The organism is Roseateles chitinivorans, assembly GCF_050632145.1.
GTDB lineage: Bacteria > Pseudomonadota > Gammaproteobacteria > Burkholderiales > Burkholderiaceae_C > Roseateles > Roseateles chitinivorans_B.
In genome coordinates, this window is record NZ_CP192577.1 from 1,662,782 (window position 1) to 1,684,128 (window position 21,347).

The following is a 21,347-nucleotide window of genomic DNA, read 5'->3' on the forward strand; positions in this document are numbered from 1 at the left end:
CCGCTTCAGGCAATGTCAGGCGGCGCTGCCGCGCGCAGCGGGCGTGGCCTCGGTCGGATGGCAGGCGCAGGCCTCGCCGTGCGCCGCGGACACGAGCTCTTCCAGGATGCCGCAGGCGTGGTGGTCGTGGTCCGCGTCGCAGCGCTTCTGCAGCGCCACCAGCTGTGCCTCCAGCGCCTTCATGCTCTGCAGCCGGGCGCGCACCTTGCCGAGCTGGGATGCCACCAGGACATCGACCTTGACCAGTTCCTCGGGGTCTTGCGTTTCCAGGCTGTCCAGCAGCAGCGTGACGTCCGCCAGCGACATGTCCAGCGCCCGGCAGTGCCGGATGAAGGCGAGCCGCTCCAGGTGCGCGTGGGCGTAGTCGCGGTAGCCGTTGTCGCTCCGCGCCGGCGGAGGCAGCAGGCCGCTCTTCTCGTAGAAGCGGATGGTCTCGATGTCCACGCCGGTGGACTTGCTCAGTTCGCCGATTCGCATGCCGGTCAGCATAGCCGCTTGACCTTGGAGCGGCTACAGACTATCCAATCGACCCCATGGCACATCAGGAACACGATCACCGCCCCGCCGCGCCCGAGCCCGCCGCGACCTCCTGCGGCGGATGTTGCGGTCACACAGCCGTCGCGCCGGCGCCCGCCCCGGCCGCGCATGCGCATCGTCACGAAGCCGACCCGGGTCATCAGCATGGTCACGACCACGACCACGACCACGACCACGACCACGACCACGACCACGACCACGACCACGACCACGACCACGACCATGGCGCGTCGTGCGCCGCGCCGGCCCCGCAGCCGCCGGCCCCGAGCGCTGAGGCACTCGCCGGGACGACCCGTCAGCGCTACTTCATCGCCGGCATGGATTGCCCGACCGAGGAAGGCCTGCTGCGCAAGCAGCTGCAAGGCAGGAACGGCGTGGTCGCGCTGGAGTTCGACCTGATCAACCGCCTGCTCGACGTCCACCACCGCCTGCCCGACGACGCGCCGTTGCGTGCGGCGATCAGCGCGGCCGGCATGAGTGCCGAGCCCATCGAGGCCGAAGCCCCGCCGCCCGCGCCGCCGCCGGCGCTATCGAGCAGCCTGAAGTGGCGCATGGCGATCGCCGGCATTGCCGCCATCGCGGCGGAGACGCTCGCGTTCTCCGGCTTCGACGAGTCGGGACCCGTCGTGATCGCGCTGTCGGTCGCGACGATGCTGCTCGGCGGCCTGCCGACGCTGCGCAAGGGCTGGATCGCGCTCAAGAGCGTGACGCTCAACATCCACCTGCTGATGAGCCTGGCGGTGATCGGCGCGATCGTGCTCGGCCAGTGGCCCGAGGCGGCGATGGTGGTGTGGCTCTTCGGCCTGTCCGAGATGATGGAGAGCCTGAGCCTGGCCCGCGCGCGCGACGCCATCCGCGCGCTGACGCAGCTGGCGCCGGAGACGGCGCAGGTGCAAGGCGCCGATGGCCGATGGACGTCGGTGCCCGCGGCGGACGTGGCGATCGGCGCGAAGGTCCGTGTCCCTCCGGGCGAGCGTGTGCCGCTCGACGGGCGTCTGCTCACGGGCCGCTCCAGCCTGAACGAGGCCGCGCTGACCGGCGAGGCGATGCCGGTCGACAAGGCGCCCGGCGATGCGCTGCTGGCCGGCAGCATCAACGGCGACGGCCTGCTGGAGATGGAGATCACCGCCGGCAAGGGCCACACGCTGCTCGACCGCATGGCCGCCGCCGTGCAGCAGGCGCAGTCGCAACGCGCACCGACGCAGGCCTTCATCGACCGCTTCGCCCGCGTGTACACGCCCGCGGTGGTGCTGGTGGCCGTCGCGCTGGCAATGCTGCCGCCGCTGCTGGGCTTCGGGACCTGGAGCGACTGGATCTACAAGGGCCTGGTGCTGCTGGTGATCGCCTGCCCGTGCGCGCTGGTGATCTCGACGCCGGTGACCGTCGTCAGCGGCCTGGCCTCGGCGGCGCGACGCGGCATCCTCATCAAGGGCGGCCTTTATCTGGAGCGCGCCCGGCAGCTGAAGACGCTGGCCTTCGACAAGACGGGCACGCTGACCGAGGGCCGGCCGCAACTGGCGGCGGTGCAACCGCTGTTCCCGTCGGTGAACGCCGATCAGGCGCTGCACCTCGCCGCGCGGCTGGACGCCGGCAGCATGCATCCGCTGGCGCAGGCGATCGTCGCGGCGCACACGCAGCGGATCGGTTCCATGCTGGAGCCCGTCGATCACCTGCAGAACCTGCCGGGCCTGGGCCTGACCGCGCAGCTGGACGGTGCCGATTTCGCGCTCGGCAATGAACGACTGGCCGAGCAGCGCGGGGCCGTCGACGACGAGGCCCGCCAGGCGGCCCGCGTGCTGCAGGCGCAGGGCCACACGCTGGTCTGGCTGATGCGCGGCGCGCAGACGCTGGCGCTGCTGGCGCTGTCGGACACGCCGAGACCCGAGGCCGCCGAGGTGCTCAAGACGCTGCGCGCGCGCGGCCTGTCGCTGACGATGCTCAGCGGCGACCAGCGCGCGAGCGCCGTCGCGATGGCGGGCCGCCTCGGCCTGCCGCAGGACGCGGTGCGCGCGCCGCTGCTGCCGCAGGACAAGCTCGACGCGATCGCGACGCTCGCCGACGAGCAAGGCCCGGTCGCGATGATCGGCGACGGCGTCAACGACGCACCGGCTTTGGCCCGCGCCGACATCGCGATCGCGATGGGCGCCGCCGGCAGTGCCACCGCGCTGGAGACCGCCGACATCGCGCTGATGCAGGACGACCTGCGCAAGCTGCCCGAGCTGATCGACCTGTCCGAGCGCGTGGCGACGGTGTTGAAGCAGAACATCGTCGTCGCGCTGGGCCTGAAGGCGATCGTGGCGGCGCTGACGCTGGCGGGCATCGGCTCCTTGTGGCTGGCGGTGCTGGCCGACGCCGGCGCGAGCCTGCTGGTGGTGCTCAACGGCCTGCGGCTGCTGCGCGAGGAACGCCGCTGAGCGCCAGACCCACGCACACGCGTCGCCCGGACGCGCCGCCTGAAGCCGTGGCGAGGTGTGCGCACGGGCCCTGCGAAGGGCCTTCGCACCTAGGGTGAGCCCTAATGCCGAGGGGCCGGTTCACGCTGACCTTTCGCTGACAATGGCGCCGCCTGCCGCTGGCGGGCCCTGAAGGATCGGATCGATCCGGGGCCTGGACCAGCGGCAAACGCGTTCTGATCCCTGGAACGCGGTTTCCCGTGACCCGGAGCGACGGGTCATTGATTCCTCAGCGATCCACCAGCGATCGATCACGGAGCGTCGTTTGAACACAATTCAAACTCCCGGAGCGCGGCAGACCATCCTCGGCCAGCCCAACAGCCTGTTCGTCCTGTTCTTCACCGAAATGTGGGAACGGTTCTCCTACTACGGCATGCGGGCGCTGCTCGTGCTGTACCTGATCTCCGAGGCCGCCAAGGGCGGCTGGGGCTGGACGCGCGAGGAGGCGACCAGCCTCTACGGCACGTACACGATGCTGGTGTACCTGACGCCGATCATCGGCGGCTACATCGCGGACCGCTTCCTCGGCACGCGGCGCTCGGTGGTGCTGGGCGGCTTCATCATCGCGGCCGGCCACATCGCGCTGTTCTTCGACACCAAGGCGACCTTCTACGTCGGCCTGGGTCTGGTGATCCTGGGCACAGGCCTGTTCAAGCCGAACATCTCGGCCATCGTGGGCCAGCTCTACAGCAAGGACAACGAAGGCCAGCGGGACGGCGGCTACACGCTGTTCTACATGGGCGTGAACGCCGGTGCCTTCTTCGGCATCTCGCTGTGCGGCTACATCGGCGAGAAGATCGGCTGGCACTACGGCTTCGGCCTGGCGGCGGTCTTCATGATCCTGGGCGCGCTGCAGTTCTGGCTGGCGCAGGGCATCTTCGGCGACATCGGCGGCGTCCCCAGCAAGAACGCACCGCTGGTGGATGCGAGCGAGCCGCTGGACGACACGCCCGCGCACATCGTCCGTGACCGCCTGATCGCGATCGGCGTGTTCTCGTTCTTCACGATCTTCTTCTGGTTCGCCTTCGAGCAGGCCGGCGGATCGATGACCATCTTCGCGGCGGACTACACCGACCGCGCGCTGGTGGGCACGAGCGGGCTGATCTTCAAGATCGTCAACTCGCTGATGACGCTGATCCCGGTGGCCATCCTGAGCTGGCTGCTGATCAAGCTGGGCCGCAGCACCGAGGGCCTCTACAAGCTGTCCAACGGCCTGCTGGCGCTGGCGCTGGCGGTGATCTGGGGCCTGTCGCTGTGGATGCTGGGCCGCGAATTCGCGCTGGAACAATCCGAGATCCCGGCCACCTGGTTCGGCGTGCTGAACTCCTTCTTCCTGGTGATCCTGGCGCCGATGTTCAGCAAGATGTGGGAGCGTCGCTGGAACCCGAGCGGTCCGGTGAAGTTCGGCGTCGGCCTGGTGCTGCTGGGCCTGGGCTTCGCGGCGCTGTCGTACGGCGCATCAGGCATCCCGGCGGGTGCGAAGACGGCGCAGGTCAGCATGGTCTTCCTGACGCTGGCCTACCTGCTGCACACGATGGGCGAGCTGTGCCTGTCGCCGGTCGGCCTGTCCTACATCTCCAAGCTGGCGCCGGCGCGCCTGCTGGGCCTGATGTTCGGCGTCTGGTTCGTCAACGCCGCGATCGCCAACAAGATCGCCGGCATGACGGGCTCGTACATCGACGCGATCTCGTCGACGTACTCGATGTCCACCTTCTTCCTGATCTTCACCATCGTGCCTGCGGGCGCCGGCCTCCTGCTGATGCTGCTCAGCCCGCTGATGAAGAAGCTGATGCACGGCGTTCACTGAGCGATAGCGCTGCGCGCCTTGCTCGAATCGATCAAACCCGGGCCCCGCCCGGGTTTTTCTTGCCCGCTGTTTGCAATAGGATCGCTCCCTGGCCGGAGCAATGCCGCTTCTATCAGGCGCAATCGTCGGCGACCGACGAGACTCGATCCAGAGTACGCTCATGACTTTCCAGAATCTTCTTCTCGCCGCACTGCCGCTGTCTGGCGATGCGCCGGTCCGCTCGCTGCTGCAGTCGGAGCGCGACGCCTCTCCCAACGGCATCACGACGTTCGTGCGGGGCGAGGCCCTGACCTTCCCGTATCGCCTCTATTGCCTGCCGGATCGTTTGCATGCGATCGTGAGCGGCTCGACCAGCAACGCGCGACCCCTCGCCCTCTGCCTGGGGACCCGGCATCATGACGGGCGCGTCCGGGAAGCCTGCCTGCGTCAGCTTGGCGCCATCGATCAACCGTGGGCAATCCCGTTCCTGATCCAACTGCTTGGCGAGTACGTGGCTGAAATCGTCGAGCTCGCCGCCCAGACGATCGCCTATATGTCCCCTGCCGAGCTCGCGGCCTTCGTCGCGGCCAATCCCGGCTTCATGTCGACAACGCGAAGCCGCGCCATCAGCTACTGGAACTGCTATCACCGAGGCCGCTGGAGCGCCGCCGCCGCATATCCCGCCGTGGCGGCACTGGATGCCATCGAACGTGTCGCGACGGGAGAGGTGAATCCGGGGTACCCGCCGTTGACGCCGGAACAGCATCGGTTGATCGCCGCGGGCGAGCCGCCGTCCCGAGGGAAAGAGCTCGACACCCTCCTGCGCTGACGCTGGCATGCGAAGCTGAGAATGCGCAGGCGAAGCCCGGACCCGCGCAGCCGCCACCGGGGGTCCGGCATCCTTGCCCAATCCTCCGAACCGTCCACCCTCCTGACGTTTTCCGGCAGTGTCTCCAACGAGACTTGCTCACAACCTTGCCCAGGCAGTCAATCGTTTCAAAGAAGCCCTGCGGCAAAGGGACAGGTATTGCCCCAGGCACTGGCTGGTGATTCGTGTACCGCGTACATTCCGCCGCACGCTGCGGTGCAACAGATGCCGTGGGCGTTTTCGGGAGTGATGCATGGCTGGACCTTCTTTCAATCGCAACGCCGTCGCCGGCGCCCTGGTGGCGCTGCTGCTGACCGCCTGTGGACAACAGGATCAACAACAACAGCATGGCGGCCCTCCGCCCGTGACGGTCGCCCCGGCGATCGCGCGCGAAGTCCAGGACTTCGATGAATTCACCGCGCGCCTGGAAGCGCCGGACACCGTCGAGATCCGCGCCCGTGTCGCCGGAACACTCGACAAGGTCCACTTCCGTGAAGGCCAGGTCGTCAAGAAGGGCGATCCGCTCTTCACCATCGATCCGCGTCCGTTCCAGGCCGAGGTCGCCCGCGCCGAGGCCCAGGCCGCCGCCGCCCGCACCGCCGCCGACCTGAGCAAGTCCGACCTGGGCCGCGCCGAGAAGCTCGTCGCCATCCAGGGCGTCAGCCAGCAGGAGATCGACCAGCTCAAGGCCGCCGTCCGCAACAACGAGGCCAACATCCGCGCCGCCGAGGCCGCCGTGACCCAGGCCAAGCTGAACGTGGAGTTCACCCAGGTCCGCGCCCCGGTCACCGGCCGCAGCTCGCGTGCCAACGTGACGCCCGGCAACCTGGTGAACATCGGCGAGCCGGTGCTGACCACCGTCGTCTCCAGCGACAAGGTCTACGCCTACTTCGACGCCAGCGAGGCGACCTTCCTGAAGTACGCCGCCGCCGCGCGCGCCGGCGGCGCCAAGCGCGAGCAGGCCAGCAAGGTCCACCTGGGCCTGGCCAACGAGCAGGGCTACCCGCATGAAGGCCGCATGGACTTCGTCGACAACCGCCTGAATCCGGCCACCGCCACCATCCGCGGCCGCGCCGTCTTCGACAACAAGGACGGGCTGTTCACGCCCGGCCTGTTCGCGCGCGTCAAGCTGGAAGGCACCGGCTCCTACACCGCCACGTTGATCCCCGACCGCGCCATCGGCACGGACCAGGCCAACAAGGTCGTGATGGTCGTCGGCGCCAACAACATCGTGGCGCCCCGTCCGGTCCAGGCCGGCGCGCTGTTCGACGGCTACCGCGTGGTCCAGGGCGTCAAGCCCGGCGAGCTCGTGATCATCGACGGCCTCCAGCATGCGATGCCCGGCGCGCCGGTCACGCCGCAGCAGGCCAAGCTCGACGACAAGGGACGCCCCGTCGCCGCGCCGCAAGGCGCCGCCCCCGCCGCTCCCGCCGCGTCGTCGAAGTAACCCGACGCGAGGCCGTCCATGGATATCTCACGCTTCTTCATCGAGCGGCCGCGCTTTGCGTCGGTCCTCTCGATCTTCATCTTCCTGGTGGGCCTGCTGGCGATCTTCCGGCTGCCCATCTCCGAGTACCCCGAGGTCGCGCCGCCGCAGGTCGTCGTGCGCGCCCAGTTCCCCGGCGCCAACCCGCGCGTGATCTCCGAGACGGTGGCGACACCGCTCGAGGAACAGATCAACGGGCTGGAAAACGTCCTGTACTTCGACAGCCAGGCCACCGCCGACGGCGGCATGACCCTGACGGTCACCTTCAAGATCGGCACCAACCCGGAAGCCGCGGAAACGGCGGTCCAGAACCGCATCAACCGCGCGCTGCCGCGCCTGCCCGACATCGTCCGGCAGATCGGCGTGACGACCGAGAAGTCCAGTCCCAACCTGACCATGGTCGTCCACATGGTCAGCCCGGACAACAGCCGCGACGCGCTGTACCTGCGCAACTACGCGCAGCTGCAGGTCCGCGACGAGCTGCTGCGCGTGCAGGGCATGGGCTCGGTGCAGGTCTTCGGCTCCGGCGACTACGCGATGCGCATCTGGCTGGATCCGGCCAAGCTGGCCGGTCGCGGCCTGACCGCCTCCGACGTCACCAACGCCATCCGTGAGCAGAACACGCAAGTCGCGGCCGGCGTCGTCGGCGCCCCGCCGGCGCCCAAGGGCACCGACTTCCAGCTGCAGATCAACACGCAGGGCCGCCTCGTCACCGAGGAAGAGTTCGCCGACGTCATCGTCCGCACCGACACCGCCACCGGCGGCCTGGTCCGCGTGCGCGACGTGGGTCGCGTCGAGATGGGCCCCGGCACCTACGCGCTGCGCAGCCTGCTGAACAACAAGGAAGCGGTCGGCATCGGCATCTTCCAGGCGCCGCAGTCCAACGCGCTGAACATCTCCAAGGATGTGCGCGCGACGATGGAGCGCCTGAAGGCCAGCTTCCCGGCCGGCGTCAGCTACGACATCGTCTACGACCCGACGCGCTTCGTCGCGACGTCCATCGAGAAGGTGATCCACACCCTGATCGAGGCCGTGCTGCTGGTCGTGCTGGTGGTGATCATCTTCCTGCAGACCTGGCGCGCGTCCATCATCCCGCTGCTGGCCGTGCCGGTGTCCATCGTGGGCACGTTCGCGGTGCTGCTGCTGCTGGGCTACTCGATCAACACGCTGACGCTGTTCGGGCTGGTGCTCGCCATCGGCATCGTGGTCGACGATGCGATCGTGGTGGTCGAGAACGTCGAGCGCAACCTCGAGGACGGGCTCACGCCGCATGCCGCGACGATCAAGGCGATGCAGGAGGTCTCCGGGCCCATCATCGCGATCGCGCTGGTGCTGTGCGCGGTGTTCATCCCGCTGACCTTCGTCCCGGGCCTGTCGGGCCAGTTCTATCGCCAGTTCGCGGTCACGATCGCGATCTCGACGGTGATCTCGGCGTTCAACTCGCTGACCCTGTCGCCCGCCATGGCGGCCTTGCTGCTGCGTCCCCACGACGCGCCCAAGGATCCGATCATGAAGGTGATGGACAAGCTGTTCGGCCGGTTCTTCCACTGGTTCAACTGCTTCTTCCAGCGCCGCAGCGAAGGCTACAGCCGCGGCGTCACCGGCATCCTGCGCCGCAAGGGCGGCGCGCTGATCGTCTACGCGATCCTGCTGGGCCTGACCGCCCTGCTGTTCACGCGCATCCCGTCGGGCTTCGTGCCGGCACCGGACAAGCAGTACCTGATCGGCATCGCGCAGCTGCCGGCCGGCGCGACGCTGGACCGCACCGAGGAAGTCATCCGGCGCATGAGCGACATCGCGCTGAAGGTGCCCGGCATCCGTGACTCGATCGCCTTCCCCGGCCTGTCGATCGCCGGCTTCTCGGCCGCGCCCAACGAAGGCATCGTGTTCTTCGGCCTGGACGAATTCGAGAACCGGACCACCGCCGACAAGTCCAAGGACGCGATCCTGGGCAAGGTCAACGGCGCGATCCAGCAGATCCAGGGCGCGCGCATGTTCGTCGTGCCGCCGCCGGCGGTGGACGGACTGGGCAACGCGGGCGGCTTCAAGGTGCAGGTGCAGGACCGCGCCGGCCTCGGCGAGCAGGCGCTGTTCGGTTCCGTCTGGGGCACGCTGGGCCCGATCTACGGCGACCCGAAGAGCGGCATCGGCACGCCGTACTCGACCTACGACATCAACGTGCCGCAGCTCTTCGCGCACGTCGACCGGGTCAAGGCCAAGCAGATGGGTGTGAAGCTGCAGGACATCTACGACACGCTGCAGATCAACCTCGGCTCGCTGTACGTCAACGACTTCAGCCGCTTCGGCAAGACCTACCAGGTCATCGTGCAGGCGGACGCGCCCTACCGCGCCAACGCCGGCAGCATCACCGACCTGAAGACGCGCAACGAGAAGAACGAGATGGTGCCGCTGGGCGCGCTGATGAACGTCGATCCGACCTTCGGACCGACGCGCGTTACGCGCTACAACGGCTTCCCGAGCGCGGACATCAACGGTGCGGCCAAGCCCGGTTTCTCCAGCGGCCAGGCCGAGGCGGAGATCGAGCAGCGCCTGAAGAACCTGCCGCGCGGCATGACCTACGAGTGGACGGAGCTGACCTACCAGGACCGGCTGACCCGCGACATCAAGGTCGGCGGCTTCGCGATCCCGACCTTGGGCGCGGTGCTGGCGATCTCGGTGCTGCTGGTGGTGCTGGTCCTCGCGGCCCAGTATGAAAGCTGGTCGCTGCCGCTGGCCATCATCCTGATCGTGCCGATGTGCATCCTGTCCGCGCTGTTCGGCGTGTGGCTGTCGCACTTCCCACCGTTCGCGCAGGCCGGGGATCTCAACATCTTCTCGCAGGTGGCGCTGGTGGTGCTGGTCGGGCTCGCGTGCAAGAACGCGATCCTGATCGTCGAGTTCGCCAAGGAACTCGAGGAGCGCGGCGAAGCGCTGCACGACGCCATCATCCACGCCTGCCGCATGCGGCTGCGTCCGATCCTGATGACCTCGATCGCGTTCTGCGCCGGCGTCATCCCGCTGATCCTGGGCTCCGGCGCGGGCAGCGAGATGCGTCGCGCGATGGGCATCGCGGTGTTCTCGGGCATGGTCGGGGTGACGCTGTTCGGCATCTTCCTGACGCCGGTGTTCTACGCGCTGCTGCGCAAGAGCACCGAGAAGAAGCGTGCTCACGCGGTCGAGCTGCGTCATCAGATCGATGCCGCCGCCCATCCGTTCCATCCGGGCGTCGACGACGCCGATACGCCCAAGGGCGGCACGCCTTCGCCGAAGGGGGGCGCATGATGTTCTACCGAGTCTCTCTGATGGCCGCCGCGGCGGCAGCGACGGTGGCGCTCACGGGCTGCTCCACGGCTCCGGCGCCGAAGAAGTCGGAAGTCGCGGTGGCCGGCGGCTTCGCCAACGCGCCGCAAGGTGACGGCGCCACGCTGGCGCAGGCGCCCGTCGGCCGCTTCTGGCAGGGCTTCAACGACAGCGGGCTGGACGCGCTGGTGAACCGCGCGCTGCAGGCCAACACGGACCTGCGCATCGCGTCGGCCAACCTGCGCGAGGCGCGCGCGCTGTCGCGCTTCGCCGATGCGCAGCTGTTCCCGACCGTCGACCTGACGGCCGGAGCCGGCCGCGTCCGCGCGCCGGACTCCCAAGGCAATCCGCAGAGCAACAACGCGTTCTCGGTCGGCTTCGACGTGCGCTGGGAGGCGGACCTGTTCGGTCGCCTGTCCGACGAGCGTCGTGCCACCGCCGCCGAGCTGCTCGCCGGCGAGGCGGGTCTGCGTTCGGCGCAGGTCAGCGTCGCGGCGGAAGTGGCGCGCAACTACTTCGAGCTGCGCGGCTTGCAGGAGCAACTGCGCGTGGCCCAGCAATCGCTGGAGACGCAGCAGGGCGCGCTGAAGCTGGTGGCCGGCCGCCAGGAAGCGGGCCGCGGCACGGGCTTCGACACCGAGCGCGCCCGCGCGCTGGTGCAGAGCACGGCGGCGACGATTCCCGCGTTGGAGATGGCGCTGGCGCGCACGCGCTACCGCCTCGCGGTGCTGACGGGCCAACCGCCGACGGCGCTCGACGTGGAGCTGTCCGACGTCAAGCCGCTGCCGGGTCTGAAGACGATCGCACTCGATCGCATCGGAACGCCCGAGGATCTGCTGCGCCGACGTCCTGACGTCCGTGCTGCGGAGGCGCAGGCCGCCGCGGCGGCGGCGCGTGTCGGCGTGGCCCGTTCGTCGATGTTCCCGCGCATCACGCTGGGCGGCACGATCGGCCAGAACGCGACGCGCATCGGCGACCTCGGCGATGGTCCGGCGTATGCCTACAACCTCGGCGCGCAGCTGGTGTGGAACCTGCTCGACTTCGGCCGCATCCGTGCGCAGATCGCGGCGGCGGACGCGCGCAACGAGGCGGCCTTCGTCAGCTACGAGCGCACCGTGCTCGCCGCGCTGGAGGAGACCGAAGGCGCGCTGGTGACCTACAACCGCAGCCAGCAGCAGGCACAGGCGCTGTTCGACGCCGCGGTTTCGGCGGAGAAGGCGGCCAACATCGCGCGCGAGCGCTTCAAGGTCGGCATCAGCGACTTCCTCGCGGTGCTGGACGCCGAGCGCGAACTGCTGACCGCACGCAACCAGCTGGCGCAATCGCAGACGGCGGCGGCGACTTCGCTGGTCGGCGTCTACAAGGCGCTGGCGGGCGGCATCGACGTCGAGGCGCCCGCGCCGACGGCGATGCGCTGAGGCGGGTTCGCCACGACGAAGAAAGGGGCCTCGGCCCCTTTTCCTTTTCCAGCCTGCAATCTGGGTGTCAGCGCAACACGTCGCTGTCCTTGGCCTCCTTCAACAAGCGAGCACGATCAGTCGGAAGCAAGAAGCCCAGCGCCGCCGCGCGGTCCGCGGCAGCTTGCACTGCCGCGACGTAACCCGCGTGATCGCGATAGCGCTCCTCCAGTGAGCGGCGCGGATCGCCGTTGGCCTCGCGCTCCGCGCGCGTCCGCGCGAACGGCACGTAGCCCCCGGCGTAGTTGCAGACCTGTCCCGCGTGGATGCCGGCGGCGGTGATGTTCCAGCCGAGGTAGGTGCCCAGCGGCGCCATCGACAGCACCGTCGGCACACCGCCCACCTCGTTGCCATCGGCATCGACGCGCGGCACCTTCGTCGGCAGCACGCGTCTGATCTTCGGTGGCATCTGGTCGGGAACACCGGACGCTTCGACGCGGTCAAAGCCTGACCCCCAGTCGTAATCGAAAACGGGGAAGACGAAGTTCTCCGGCAGGAAGACGCGCTCCGAAATGCCCGGCACGCCGCGGGGGAACCCCATCGCCTCGCGCGTCGGCTCGACGAGCTCGCCGCGCGACAGCATCGGATACCGGCTCGGCGGCGGGGGCGTGCCCTTGAGCACCCAGTCGCGCATCGCCGCGCTCAGCAGGTTGCGCAGCTCGCGATGCGGCAGCGGATTGGGCGCCAGCGTGGCCTGCCCGAAGTGGTTGCCCGGACAACTGAACGAGGCACTCTCCGGCTCGTGCCGGAAGCCTCCCGCTCCGCCGCCGTGCGGGCTGCCGGCGACGTAGTAGCGGCGCACGTCCGGCGCGAGCGGGATGTCGACGTCCGCCGACGAGCCCACCCACGCCAGCGACAGCTTCAATGCGTAGACCTCGGCGGCGCCGAAGTGCTCGAACACCTTGGGACAGGTCTTGCTCGCGGTGCAGCGGGTCAGCAGTCCCTTGGCGGGAAGGTCCCGTGCCTTGTCCGGCCAGTCGACCCACCATTGCGGCCCCTCGCTGCCCATCTGGAAGAGCTCCAGCACGCCGTCCGGCTGCGCCCAGCGGGCATTCGCGGCGACACGGCGGCCCGCGATGATCGCCCACGCGCCATCGTGGATCTGACGATCCGCCTCGTCCTGGTTCAGGCCCATGAACAGGAACTGCCGGACCATGTTCCCCGATTGAGAGACGCCGCGGATCGCGCTGCCTCGCACCTGGCCGGCGATCGGGTTGGGCGTGCCGGCGTCGTCCGCCTTTGCATGCCGGAAGAACGCGCCGACGTCGCGGAACGCGGCCATGCCGACGCCCAGCACATACGCGTTCCCCGCGGTGTAGACGAGCTGGTAGACCTTGTCCGCCTCGAAGCCGTTGCGAAGGCACACGTGGATCGGCAGGTTGGCCGGCGCGTGCGACGGATCGATGTCGATCGGCGTGCCGGGGAACGGCTGTCCGCGATCGCAGCGGGCGAAGGCCCAGTCCTTCGGATCGACGGTGCCGGCCGTGGTGATGCGCCCGTCGACGGTCTCCTTCGTGTGGACCGTCAGCGTCGCGCGCGTCGTGTCCAGCGAGACCGGCAGATAGGGCATCGGATTGCCCTGGACCATCAGCGGCTGCGAGTCCGGCCCGCCGCGATTGACGATGCGCGCCATCACCGGACCGGTCACCGGCTGACCGTCGATGCGCGCGACGGGCACGCGGACGTAGTGGTTGAGCGCCGCCTCGGGCCGCGTGCGCGGCACGCCGGTGTTGCCGGCGTTGTCGGCCTGCCAGCCGCTGCGCAGGCCGATGTCGCCGGCGGCCAGTTCGCCCGGTTGCAGCCGGACGTCGCCGCCGCGATTGGGCACGTCGTGCCACAGGAAGCCGCTCGCATGCCGGCGACCGACGGGGCGCGTGAGCACCCAGTTCGTCTCGTAGCGCACGAGGCCGTCGGCATCGGCACCCAGCTTCAGGTCGGTGATCACCGCGTTGTGCGGGTCAGCCGGATCGAGCGCGCCGAATGCACGCCCGCGTATCCGTTCGTAGCCGCGCTGCTCGCCGATCAGCGGCGCCACCTCGTCGACGACGATGCGCGTCACGCGGGCCTGCGCCGCGCCGGGCGCGAGCAGCCCGAGGGTCGTGGCCGTCAGCACCAGCGCTGCCGGAAAGCGACCTCGCGGTCTTGCGTTGTCCATCGCCGAGTCCTCCACCTTGCGCTTCATGGATGAAGCCCGGGTTTTACCTCGGCGGGCGACCGCGCCTCACTGGCCCTTGAACAAGCCCTGGAACTGCCGGGACACCGGCAGCTTCTCCACGCAGTCCTTGAGCGAGAGCTGCATCGTGTTCTCGTCGACACGCGTCGCGCTGGTGATGAAACGGCTGTTGACCAGCACCGAGCGGTGCACCTGCCAGAACACGTCGGGGTCGAGGTCACCCAGCAGCTCCTTGAGCGCGGTGCGGATCCAGGCTTCGCCGTCGCGATGGACGACGCGGGTGTAGCGGCTGTCGCTCTGGAAGAACAGGATGTCGTCCGGCGCGATCAGCTGGATCTCGCGACCCTGGCTGGCCTGGATGGGTCGCATCGCGGGACGCTGCGCGGGCAGCAGCTGGCGCAGCAGCTCCAGCGTCGCCGCGGGCATCGCCGGCAAGGCCGCGCCGCGGATCCCGTCGCCGTCCGATCCTTCGTCGTCCGCGGCGGCCCCTGGCGAGGCCTGACGTTGTCTCAGACGCTGCAGGCATTGCTCGAGCCGCGCATCCTCGACCGGCTTGAGCACGTAGTCGACGGCACCCGCCTCGAAGGCCGACAGGGCGTGGTCGCCGTAGGCGGTGACGAACACCACCTGCGGCGGCTCCGCCAGTTGCGACAGTCGCTGTCCGACGTCGAGGCCGGACATGCCCGGCATGCGGATGTCGAGGAAACACAGCTGCGGCTCATGCGCGAGGCAGTCGTCCCAGGCGTCGCAGCCGTTGACGCTGGCCGCCACGATCTCGATCTCCGGCGCCAGGCGCGCCAGCGCGGCGCGCAGCTGCTCGCGCGGGCCTTCCTCGTCGTCCGCGATCAGCGTGCGGATCTTCGTCGTCATGCGTGTCGTCTCCCCTGATTGGACCGATGGGACCGCTGCGATCCCCGATGTGTCTCTCGATGTGTCTCTCGATGGGCCCCTGGCGGCGTCGGCCCGGGCTGCCGGCGTCAGGCGGCCGGCACCTCGACCCAGGCGAGGCACCCGGGCGCCTCGGCCGAGCCCGGCTCCAAGCCTAACGCGGCGCGGCCGCCGAACTGCGCCTTGAGCCGCTCCCGCGTGTTGGCCAGCCCCAGCCCTTCGCAGGCGCCGGCCGGCAGGCCCTGGCCCCCGTCCTGCACCTCCAGGCGCAGGCGGCCATCCACCGCCTTCACCCGCACGGCGATGTGCCCGCCACGGAGGCTGGGCTCGATGCCGTGCGTGATCGCGTTCTCCGCCAGCGTCAGCAGCGTGCCGGGCGGCAGGCTCGCGCCGGCGACCGCCGCCTGGGCGGTCTCCTCCGTGTCCAGCGACCAGCTCAGCCGCTGTCCCAGCCGCGCCTGCATGATGTCCAGGTAGCTGCGCACGATCTGCAGTTCCTGCGCCAGCGGCAGCCGGTCCTGTTCGAACATCGGCAGCGTCGCCCGCAGGTAGCGCGTCAGCGAGCGCAGCATCGGCCCGGCGCGGTCGTCGCGCGTGTCGACCCAGTGCTGCAGCGAGGCCAGCGTGTTGAACAGGAAGTGCGGCTGGATCTGCGCCGTCGCCAGCCGCTGGGCCATCGCGATGCGCTCCTCCTGCGCGTCGAGCTCGGCCAGCCGTGCGCTCAACTGCTGCGTCCGGTACAGCGTCAGGAACCACCAGGACGACACCGTCAGCGTCATCCCGCCCGCCACGAACGGCAGCAGGTCGCGGGCCTCGGCGCGGAAGCCCGCCTTCACCATCGCCAGCGTGAACAGCACCATCAGCACGCTGAGCGCGAAGGTCGCGCCGTTGAAGCGGGTGCGGGTCGGCTGGCGCCACAGCCAGCGCGCGACGCCCAGTCCCAGCGAGGCCATCCCCAGGCCGCCGATCAGGATCACATGGGCCAGCTCCCGCGGCAGCATCGTGTAGAAGACCAGCCCCAGCACCAGCACGTTGCTCATCACGTAGCTGTCGATGACGGTGGACCACGTCCTCCAGGCCCGAGCGCTCGATCTCCGCCTCGGTGAAGGTGCGGCGCGGGCCGGGGAACAGCCACTGCGTCCAGTCCGCCTTGACGGCGCCGGCTGGCGGGGCCGCCGACGCCGAGGAGGAGGCCAGGGTCGATGCCGCAGTTGATGTCGTGGTCGATGCCGCGGTCGATGGGGCGATCGACGGCGCGGCCGCGGCGGACGGCTTGGCGTCGGGGACCGCGTCGGCGGAGGCGCTGGGCGAAGTCATGGGGCGAGTCTAGGCGAGGGGTCCGGCCGCCGCCTCCGGATGCGGCGAATGGCGGTTGGCGGGGACGACCGGCCCCCAGGCAGGGCTCAGCAGAGCGGTTCGCCGCCGACGAAGACCTTCAGCGTGCCCGGCTCGATCGGGATCCAGGCCTCGCCGCGGGTCAGCGGCTCGGTGGCGACGATGGCGATGCGATCGTCCGCCGTGGTCTTGGCGGCCAGGTCGACGCTCACGTCCTCGTCCTGCAGCGTCACGTGGCCGAACGGCGGCTGGCGCAGCAGGTAATGCAGCTTGGTCGAGCCGTGCGCCCACAGCGCCTGGCCGTTGGACAGCAGCATGTTGAAGGTGCCGTGGCCGTTGAGCCGCGGCAGCAGCTCGCGCAGCGTGTGGTTCAGCTCCTCGATCGCCGGCATGTCCGCATGCGCCTTGGCCAGTTCCTGCATCAGCCAGCAGAAGGCCTGCTCGCTGTCGGTCTGGCCGACCGGCTTGAACGCCGCGTGCAGCCGCGGCGCGAATCCCTTCAGGTCGCCGTTGTGCGCGAACACCCAGTAGCGTCCCCACAGCTCGCGCACGAACGGGTGGGTGTTCTCCAGCGACACGACGCCCTGCGTTGCCTTGCGGATGTGCGCGATGACGACGTCGCTGCGGATCGGGTAGGTCTTGACCAGCTCCGCCAGCGGCGACACCCGCGCGCTGTGGTGGTCGACGAAGTGCCGCAGCCCGCGGCCTTCGAAGAACGCGATGCCGAAGCCGTCCTTGTGCTCGTGCGCCCGCGTCGCCAGGCCGGCGAAGCTGAACATCACATCGGTCGGTCGGCGGGCGTTCATGCCCATCAGCTGGCACATCGCGGTCTCTCCAGGCTCGGGTCGCAGGGGATCATCCTAGGCGACGCGCGTCGCGTCATTCCAGGAACAGCCGCGTGAGCCCCTTCAGGCTGACCAGGTTGCCGGGGTTGCTGGTCTCGTTGAGCACGCCGCTCATGCGGTGCAGCAGGCGCGGGCTCTTCTTCGCGCGCCAGATCAGCAGGTCGGCCAGCCACGGGAAGCGGTTCACGCGGTTGCCGCGCTCGTACAGGTCGTACTTCGGCTGCAGCGCGCGCAAGCCCTGCTCGTACTGCTCGCGGACCTGGGTGTCCACGGCGGCGGGGACCGAAGCCGCGCCGGCCGTGCCCGCACGGTGCGCCAGGATGGCCTCCGCGGCCAGCAGACCGGTCTCCATCGCCTTGCCGATGCCTTCGCCGGTGAACGAGTAGGTCGACCCCGCCGCCTCGCCCGTGACCAGCAGGCCGGGCCGCGTCCAGCGCGCGCCGTTGAGCGTGCAGCGCAGCGGCGCCCCCTTGAGCTCGCCGACCAGTTCGCCCTCGGCCATCAGGCGCTTGGCGGGCGGGTAGTGCTCGACGAAGGCGTCGAAGATGGCGCGCAGGTTGACGTCCTTCTTCTGGCCCTTGCCGGCCATGTCCTTGTGGCTGTCGGTCACGCCGACGCCGATGTTGAAGCTGCCGTCCGGCGCCGGGAAGATCCAGCCGTAGCCCGGCTGCACCGGCTTGCACCAGACCACCTCGAGCGCCTTGATCTCGCCGGCCATGGCCGGCGCGCGCACGTAGCCGCGCAGCGCGACGCCGCTGGGGGTGTGGCGCTCGCACATGCCGGCGGCCGTCAAGGCCTTGGGCACGGCGCCGGTGGCCAGGATCACCCAGTCGGCGGCGATCTCGTGCGCTGCTCCGTTGATCGTGAGCCGCGCGCCGCGCACGCGGCCCTGCGCATCCTCGAGGGCGGCCTCGAAACGGGCCGGGGCCAGGAAGCGCGCGCCGGCTTCCTGCGCGCCGAGGTTCAGGATCTCGTCGAGCTGCTTGCGCGGCAGCACCGCGAGGTGACCCGGCACGTCGATCCGGCCGCCGCGCGGTCCGATGCAGCCCACGTGCGCCGACCGCTGCGCCTTGGCCATCACGCGGTCCAGCAGGCCCAGCCGTTCAAGCGCGTGGTGGGCGTCCGGGATCAGTCCGTCGCCGCAGACCTTGTCGCGGCCCAGCGGCTGCTGGTCGACGAACACCACGTCCAGGCCGGCCCTGGCCAGCCAGCGCGCCGCGGCGCTGCCGGCAGGGCCGGCGCCGATGATGAGGACCTGACAGGCGGCGGGCAGCACCGCGGGCGATTCGACGGACATGGTTCGGGCGACAGCGAAAACGGCCATTCTAGGGAGGCTGGCCAAAAAAGCGGGAGGTCGCCCTCCCGCTTCGGTGCCGCGCTGCCGCGGCGGTGTGTGGACACGGGCCGCGAGGCCCGCCTCGATCAGAACGAGTAGGTCGCGCGCACGTAGTAGGCGCGGCCCGTCGGGTCGGCGTAGCGCGAATCCCAGCCGCCGCCCTGGAAGAGGTCTTCCTGGTTGGTGTACGGCGGATCGCGGTCGAACAGGTTGCGCACGCCCAGCACCAGCGACACGCTCTTGATCGGCGACCAGCTGCCGTACACGTCGAAGGTCGTGTACGACGGGGCGCGGGCGTGGGTCGACGGGTCGAAGTCGGCGTAGCCCGACTTGTAGCGCATCACGGCGCCGGCGCCGAACTGGTCGTAGTGCCAGTTCGTCGACAGGTTGTGCTGCCAGCGGAAGATCGGGCCCGACTCGCCGTAGTTGCCGACGTTGTGCACCCAGTAGCCGTCCTTGAAGTTCTGGAACTCGTACTTGGCGACGTAGGTGCTGTTCAGCGCGAAGTCGAACTGGCCGATCGGGCTGTTCAGGCGGTACTGGCCGCTGAAGTCGATGCCGTTGGTGCGCACCTTGCCCAGGTTGAGCACCGTCTCGTCCGCGTAGCCGCAGTTCGGGCCGGGGCAGTTGCTGGCGATGGACAGCGTGTCGCCGGGGCCGAAGTGGAAGTACTGCTGCAGCGCCGGGTAGTTGTAGTAGTTGTTGAACAGCGCGAACTGCGGGATCGAGCCGATCTTGTCCTTCAGGTGCACCCACCAGAAGTCCACGCCGAAGCTGGCGTTGGCCACCGGCTCATAGACGAAGCCCAACGTGGCGGTCTTCGACTTCTCCGGACGCAGGTTCTTGTTGCCGGAGTTCAGCACCTGGAACTGGGCCTCGCACTGGCTGCCGGTCTCGCCGTCCTTGCACAGCAGCGGGTTGGCGTAGCTGCCGGCCGTGTTCGTGAAGGCGGGGCTGGCGTACAGCTCATACAGCGTCGGGGCGCGGAAGCCGGTCGAGGCCGAGCCGCGCACCAGCAGCTGCTTCATCGGCTGGAAGCGGAAGCTGACCTTGGGGTTGGTCGAGCTGCCGAAGTCGCTGTACTTGTCGTAGCGCAGCGAGCCGGTCAGGTCCAGGGACTGGAGCACCGGCACGTTCAGTTCGCCGTACAGCGCCGAGACGTTGCGCGAGCCGGTGGCCAGCGCGGTCGGGTCCACGCCGGTGGAGGCGGAGACCTTGGAGGCGAAGTCGGTGTTGGAGGCCGAGGTGAACTTCTCGTGGCGGAACTCGACGCCCAGCGCGAGCTGCGACGGACGGCCGGCGTTGAACCAGTCGACCAGGTCGCGGCTGGCGTGCGCGCTCAGGTTGGAGACCTCGCCCTTGGCGGACTCCAGCAGGCCGTTCAGCGCGGCCTGCGCCAGCAGCGCGGAGCCGACGGCATCCTGGTCGCCGAACGGGTTGATGCGGCCGTCGGCCAGGCCGGCGCCGATCAGGTTGCCGTCGGCGTAGCCGCTGACCAGGTACTGGTCGACCTTGTTGCGGTTGTAGGCGAGGTTGACCGAGTAGTCCCAGCCCAGGCCGTTGCCTTCCGCGGACAGCACCAGGCGCTGCTGGTTGTTCTTGTTGGTCTGGCCGCGCGAGCCGTTCGGGAAGTCGCGCCAGTAGACGCTGATCGGCTGCGTGACGTCGATGTTGGAGCCCGCGGGCGGCACCGGGTAGTACTTGGTGCCGGCGTTGACCGTGTAGCCGCCGTAGGGCACGGGGGCGACGAAGGTCGTGACGCGGTTGGAGGCGGCGAACAGCTCGGCACCCAGCGTCAGGCTGTCGTTGACCAGCAGCGAGCCCTTGAGCATGCCGGAGGTGTTTTCCGATGCCGGGATGAAGTCGACGAACGACGCCGTCACCAGCTTGCAGGTGTCCTTGGACAGGATCATCTGCTGGCCGTTGCAGGCCGTGCCGGTGGGGTTGTAGAAGGTCTTGTCGTCCTGGGTGTAGTTGGCCGGCGCGGTGTTGACCGACAGGCCGCCCGGGATGCGCTGGTTGAAATCGCGCTGGGTGCCGTTGATGGCGTCCTGCTTGCGGTAGGCCAGCGAGCCGAAGATGTTGAAGCCCTGCTTCTGCAGGTCGCCGTAGCCGAAGCCGGCGCTCATGTTGCGCGACTTGCCGCCGGTCTTTTCCGGGGCGTCGGCGCCGACGGTGATGGTGCCGCCCTGGTAGTTCGACTTGGTGATGAAGTTGATCACGCCGCCGATGGCGTCGGTGCCGTACAGCGCGGAGGCGCCGTCACGCAGCACTTCGATGCGCTCGACCGCCGCGAACGGGATCATGTTCAGGTCGGGCGCCGTGCCGTCGACCGCGTTGTTGGCGATGCGCTGGCCGTTCAGCAGCACCAGGGTCTTGTCGGCGCCGATGCCGCGCATGTTGGCGAACGAGGCGCCGCCGGAGTTGGAGCCGATCGATTGGGCGGCGTTGGTCGACGTCTGCACCGACGACAGGTTGGCCATGACCTGCTCGATGGAGGTGATGCCCGACTTCTTCAGGTCGTCCATCTTGACGACGGTCACCGGGACGGCGGTCTCGGCGTCGATGCGCTTGATGGCCGAGCCGGTCACGACGACCCGCTCGAGCTGGGTCTGGTCGCCCTGGGACTGGGCCTGGGCCTGGGACAGCGCCGGGAAGGACGCGGCCGCGAGGGTGGCGGCGACTGCCAGGCTCACCGCGTTCAGCTTGTACATATGCACCTCTAGGGGAGGACCCGCCCACCTCGTGGGTGCGGCGAGCCGGAATTGAAACGGCCCCGCATCGCGAGGCCTGACAAAAGTGTGCTGAGTAATCCCCAGAGGTCATAGGTCCCGGTTCGTAAATCGCGCGAATTTGGGACTGGGCGCGCCGAAACGACCTGAT

General features: G+C 69.2%; 15 protein-coding genes. 7 read left to right on the plus strand and 8 right to left on the minus strand.

What is annotated here, in order from left to right; translation table 11 throughout:
- Window positions 1-15: 15 nt before the first annotated feature.
- On the minus strand, window positions 16-477 hold the full coding sequence (locus tag ACQ86G_RS07720) for a Cd(II)/Pb(II)-responsive transcriptional regulator (RefSeq protein ID WP_431260038.1): 462 nt from the start codon (window positions 475-477) through the stop codon (window positions 16-18).
- 5 nt (window positions 478-482) lie between these two features.
- Window positions 483-761 carry a hypothetical protein gene (locus ACQ86G_RS07725; RefSeq protein ID WP_431260039.1) on the minus strand — a complete coding sequence of 93 codons (279 nt, stop codon included), beginning with the start codon at window positions 759-761 and terminating at the stop codon, window positions 483-485.
- Between the two features lie 93 nt (window positions 762-854).
- Here ACQ86G_RS07725 and ACQ86G_RS07730 point away from each other — a divergent pair, with 93 nt between their 5' ends.
- The 6 genes from ACQ86G_RS07730 (at window position 855) to ACQ86G_RS07755 (ending at window position 11,848) form a co-directional block, all read left to right on the plus strand.
- Window positions 855-2,951, plus strand: a complete 2,097-nt coding sequence (locus ACQ86G_RS07730) for a heavy metal translocating P-type ATPase (protein ID WP_431260040.1) — start codon at window positions 855-857, stop codon at window positions 2,949-2,951.
- Between the two features lie 304 nt (window positions 2,952-3,255).
- On the plus strand, window positions 3,256-4,797 hold the full coding sequence (locus ACQ86G_RS07735) for a peptide MFS transporter (RefSeq protein WP_431260041.1): 1,542 nt from the start codon (window positions 3,256-3,258) through the stop codon (window positions 4,795-4,797).
- Between the two features lie 160 nt (window positions 4,798-4,957).
- Window positions 4,958-5,605 carry a hypothetical protein gene (locus ACQ86G_RS07740; RefSeq protein ID WP_431260042.1) on the plus strand — a complete coding sequence of 216 codons (648 nt, stop codon included), beginning with the start codon at window positions 4,958-4,960 and terminating at the stop codon, window positions 5,603-5,605.
- Window positions 5,606-5,897: 292 nt separating this feature from the next.
- Window positions 5,898-7,091 carry an efflux RND transporter periplasmic adaptor subunit gene (locus ACQ86G_RS07745; RefSeq protein ID WP_431260043.1) on the plus strand — a complete coding sequence of 398 codons (1,194 nt, stop codon included), beginning with the start codon at window positions 5,898-5,900 and terminating at the stop codon, window positions 7,089-7,091.
- 18 nt (window positions 7,092-7,109) lie between these two features.
- Entirely contained in the window at window positions 7,110-10,412 is a 3,303-nt protein-coding gene (locus ACQ86G_RS07750; protein WP_431260044.1) for an efflux RND transporter permease subunit, read from the plus strand.
- On the plus strand, window positions 10,409-11,848 hold the full coding sequence (locus ACQ86G_RS07755) for an efflux transporter outer membrane subunit (protein ID WP_431260045.1): 1,440 nt from the start codon (window positions 10,409-10,411) through the stop codon (window positions 11,846-11,848). Before ACQ86G_RS07750 ends, ACQ86G_RS07755 begins: the two co-directional genes overlap by 4 nt.
- Before the next feature lie 67 nt (window positions 11,849-11,915).
- Here the strand turns inward: ACQ86G_RS07755 and ACQ86G_RS07760 are convergent, their stop codons facing one another.
- The 3 genes from ACQ86G_RS07760 to ACQ86G_RS07770 form a co-directional block, all read right to left on the minus strand.
- Window positions 11,916-14,069 carry an alpha/beta hydrolase domain-containing protein gene (locus ACQ86G_RS07760; RefSeq protein WP_431260046.1) on the minus strand — a complete coding sequence of 718 codons (2,154 nt, stop codon included), beginning with the start codon at window positions 14,067-14,069 and terminating at the stop codon, window positions 11,916-11,918.
- Window positions 14,070-14,108: 39 nt separating this feature from the next.
- The gene (locus ACQ86G_RS07765) at window positions 14,109-14,930 is read right to left on the minus strand and encodes a LytR/AlgR family response regulator transcription factor (protein WP_431260047.1); all 822 of its coding nucleotides are present in this window, start codon (window positions 14,928-14,930) and stop codon (window positions 14,109-14,111) included.
- A gap of 107 nt (window positions 14,931-15,037) precedes the next feature.
- The gene (locus tag ACQ86G_RS07770; RefSeq protein WP_431260048.1) at window positions 15,038-15,988 is read right to left on the minus strand and encodes a sensor histidine kinase; all 951 of its coding nucleotides are present in this window, start codon (window positions 15,986-15,988) and stop codon (window positions 15,038-15,040) included.
- A gap of 110 nt (window positions 15,989-16,098) precedes the next feature.
- On the opposite strand from ACQ86G_RS07770, the gene ACQ86G_RS07775 reads away from it, so the two are divergent.
- Complete coding sequence (locus ACQ86G_RS07775) at window positions 16,099-16,278, plus strand: hypothetical protein (RefSeq protein ID WP_431260049.1); 180 nt, start codon at window positions 16,099-16,101, stop codon at window positions 16,276-16,278.
- A 73-nt stretch (window positions 16,279-16,351) separates the two neighbouring features.
- On the opposite strand, the gene ACQ86G_RS07780 is transcribed toward ACQ86G_RS07775, so the two are convergent.
- The 3 genes from ACQ86G_RS07780 to ACQ86G_RS07790 all read right to left on the minus strand — a co-directional run bounded on the left by ACQ86G_RS07780 (window position 16,352) and on the right by ACQ86G_RS07790 (window position 21,178).
- A complete protein-coding gene (locus tag ACQ86G_RS07780) occupies window positions 16,352-17,107 on the minus strand; it encodes a class II glutamine amidotransferase (protein ID WP_431260050.1) in 756 nt (251 codons plus the stop codon).
- A gap of 55 nt (window positions 17,108-17,162) precedes the next feature.
- Window positions 17,163-18,425: a geranylgeranyl reductase family protein gene (locus ACQ86G_RS07785; RefSeq protein ID WP_431260051.1), complete on the minus strand. Its 1,263-nt coding sequence runs from the start codon at window positions 18,423-18,425 to the stop codon at window positions 17,163-17,165.
- 125 nt (window positions 18,426-18,550) lie between these two features.
- Window positions 18,551-21,178, minus strand: a complete 2,628-nt coding sequence (locus ACQ86G_RS07790) for a TonB-dependent receptor (protein WP_431260052.1) — start codon at window positions 21,176-21,178, stop codon at window positions 18,551-18,553.
- Window positions 21,179-21,347 lie beyond the last annotated feature (169 nt).

Coding starts and splice junctions, on each gene's coding strand:
- ACQ86G_RS07765 (WP_431260047.1), bottom strand. CDS start 14,930: ATGACGACGAAGATCCGCACGCTGATCGCGGACGACGAGGAAGGCCCG.
- ACQ86G_RS07780 (WP_431260050.1), bottom strand. CDS start 17,107: ATGTGCCAGCTGATGGGCATGAACGCCCGCCGACCGACCGATGTGATG.
- ACQ86G_RS07790 (WP_431260052.1), bottom strand. CDS start 21,178: ATGTACAAGCTGAACGCGGTGAGCCTGGCAGTCGCCGCCACCCTCGCG.
- ACQ86G_RS07755 (WP_431260045.1), top strand. CDS start 10,409: ATGATGTTCTACCGAGTCTCTCTGATGGCCGCCGCGGCGGCAGCGACG.
- ACQ86G_RS07720 (WP_431260038.1), bottom strand. CDS start 477: ATGCGAATCGGCGAACTGAGCAAGTCCACCGGCGTGGACATCGAGACC.
- ACQ86G_RS07750 (WP_431260044.1), top strand. CDS start 7,110: ATGGATATCTCACGCTTCTTCATCGAGCGGCCGCGCTTTGCGTCGGTC.
- ACQ86G_RS07760 (WP_431260046.1), bottom strand. CDS start 14,069: ATGAAGCGCAAGGTGGAGGACTCGGCGATGGACAACGCAAGACCGCGA.
- ACQ86G_RS07730 (WP_431260040.1), top strand. CDS start 855: ATGGATTGCCCGACCGAGGAAGGCCTGCTGCGCAAGCAGCTGCAAGGC.
- ACQ86G_RS07785 (WP_431260051.1), bottom strand. CDS start 18,425: ATGTCCGTCGAATCGCCCGCGGTGCTGCCCGCCGCCTGTCAGGTCCTC.
- ACQ86G_RS07725 (WP_431260039.1), bottom strand. CDS start 761: ATGGTCGTGGTCGTGGTCGTGGTCGTGGTCGTGGTCGTGGTCGTGGTC.
- ACQ86G_RS07740 (WP_431260042.1), top strand. CDS start 4,958: ATGACTTTCCAGAATCTTCTTCTCGCCGCACTGCCGCTGTCTGGCGAT.
- ACQ86G_RS07770 (WP_431260048.1), bottom strand. CDS start 15,988: ATGAGCAACGTGCTGGTGCTGGGGCTGGTCTTCTACACGATGCTGCCG.
- ACQ86G_RS07745 (WP_431260043.1), top strand. CDS start 5,898: ATGGCTGGACCTTCTTTCAATCGCAACGCCGTCGCCGGCGCCCTGGTG.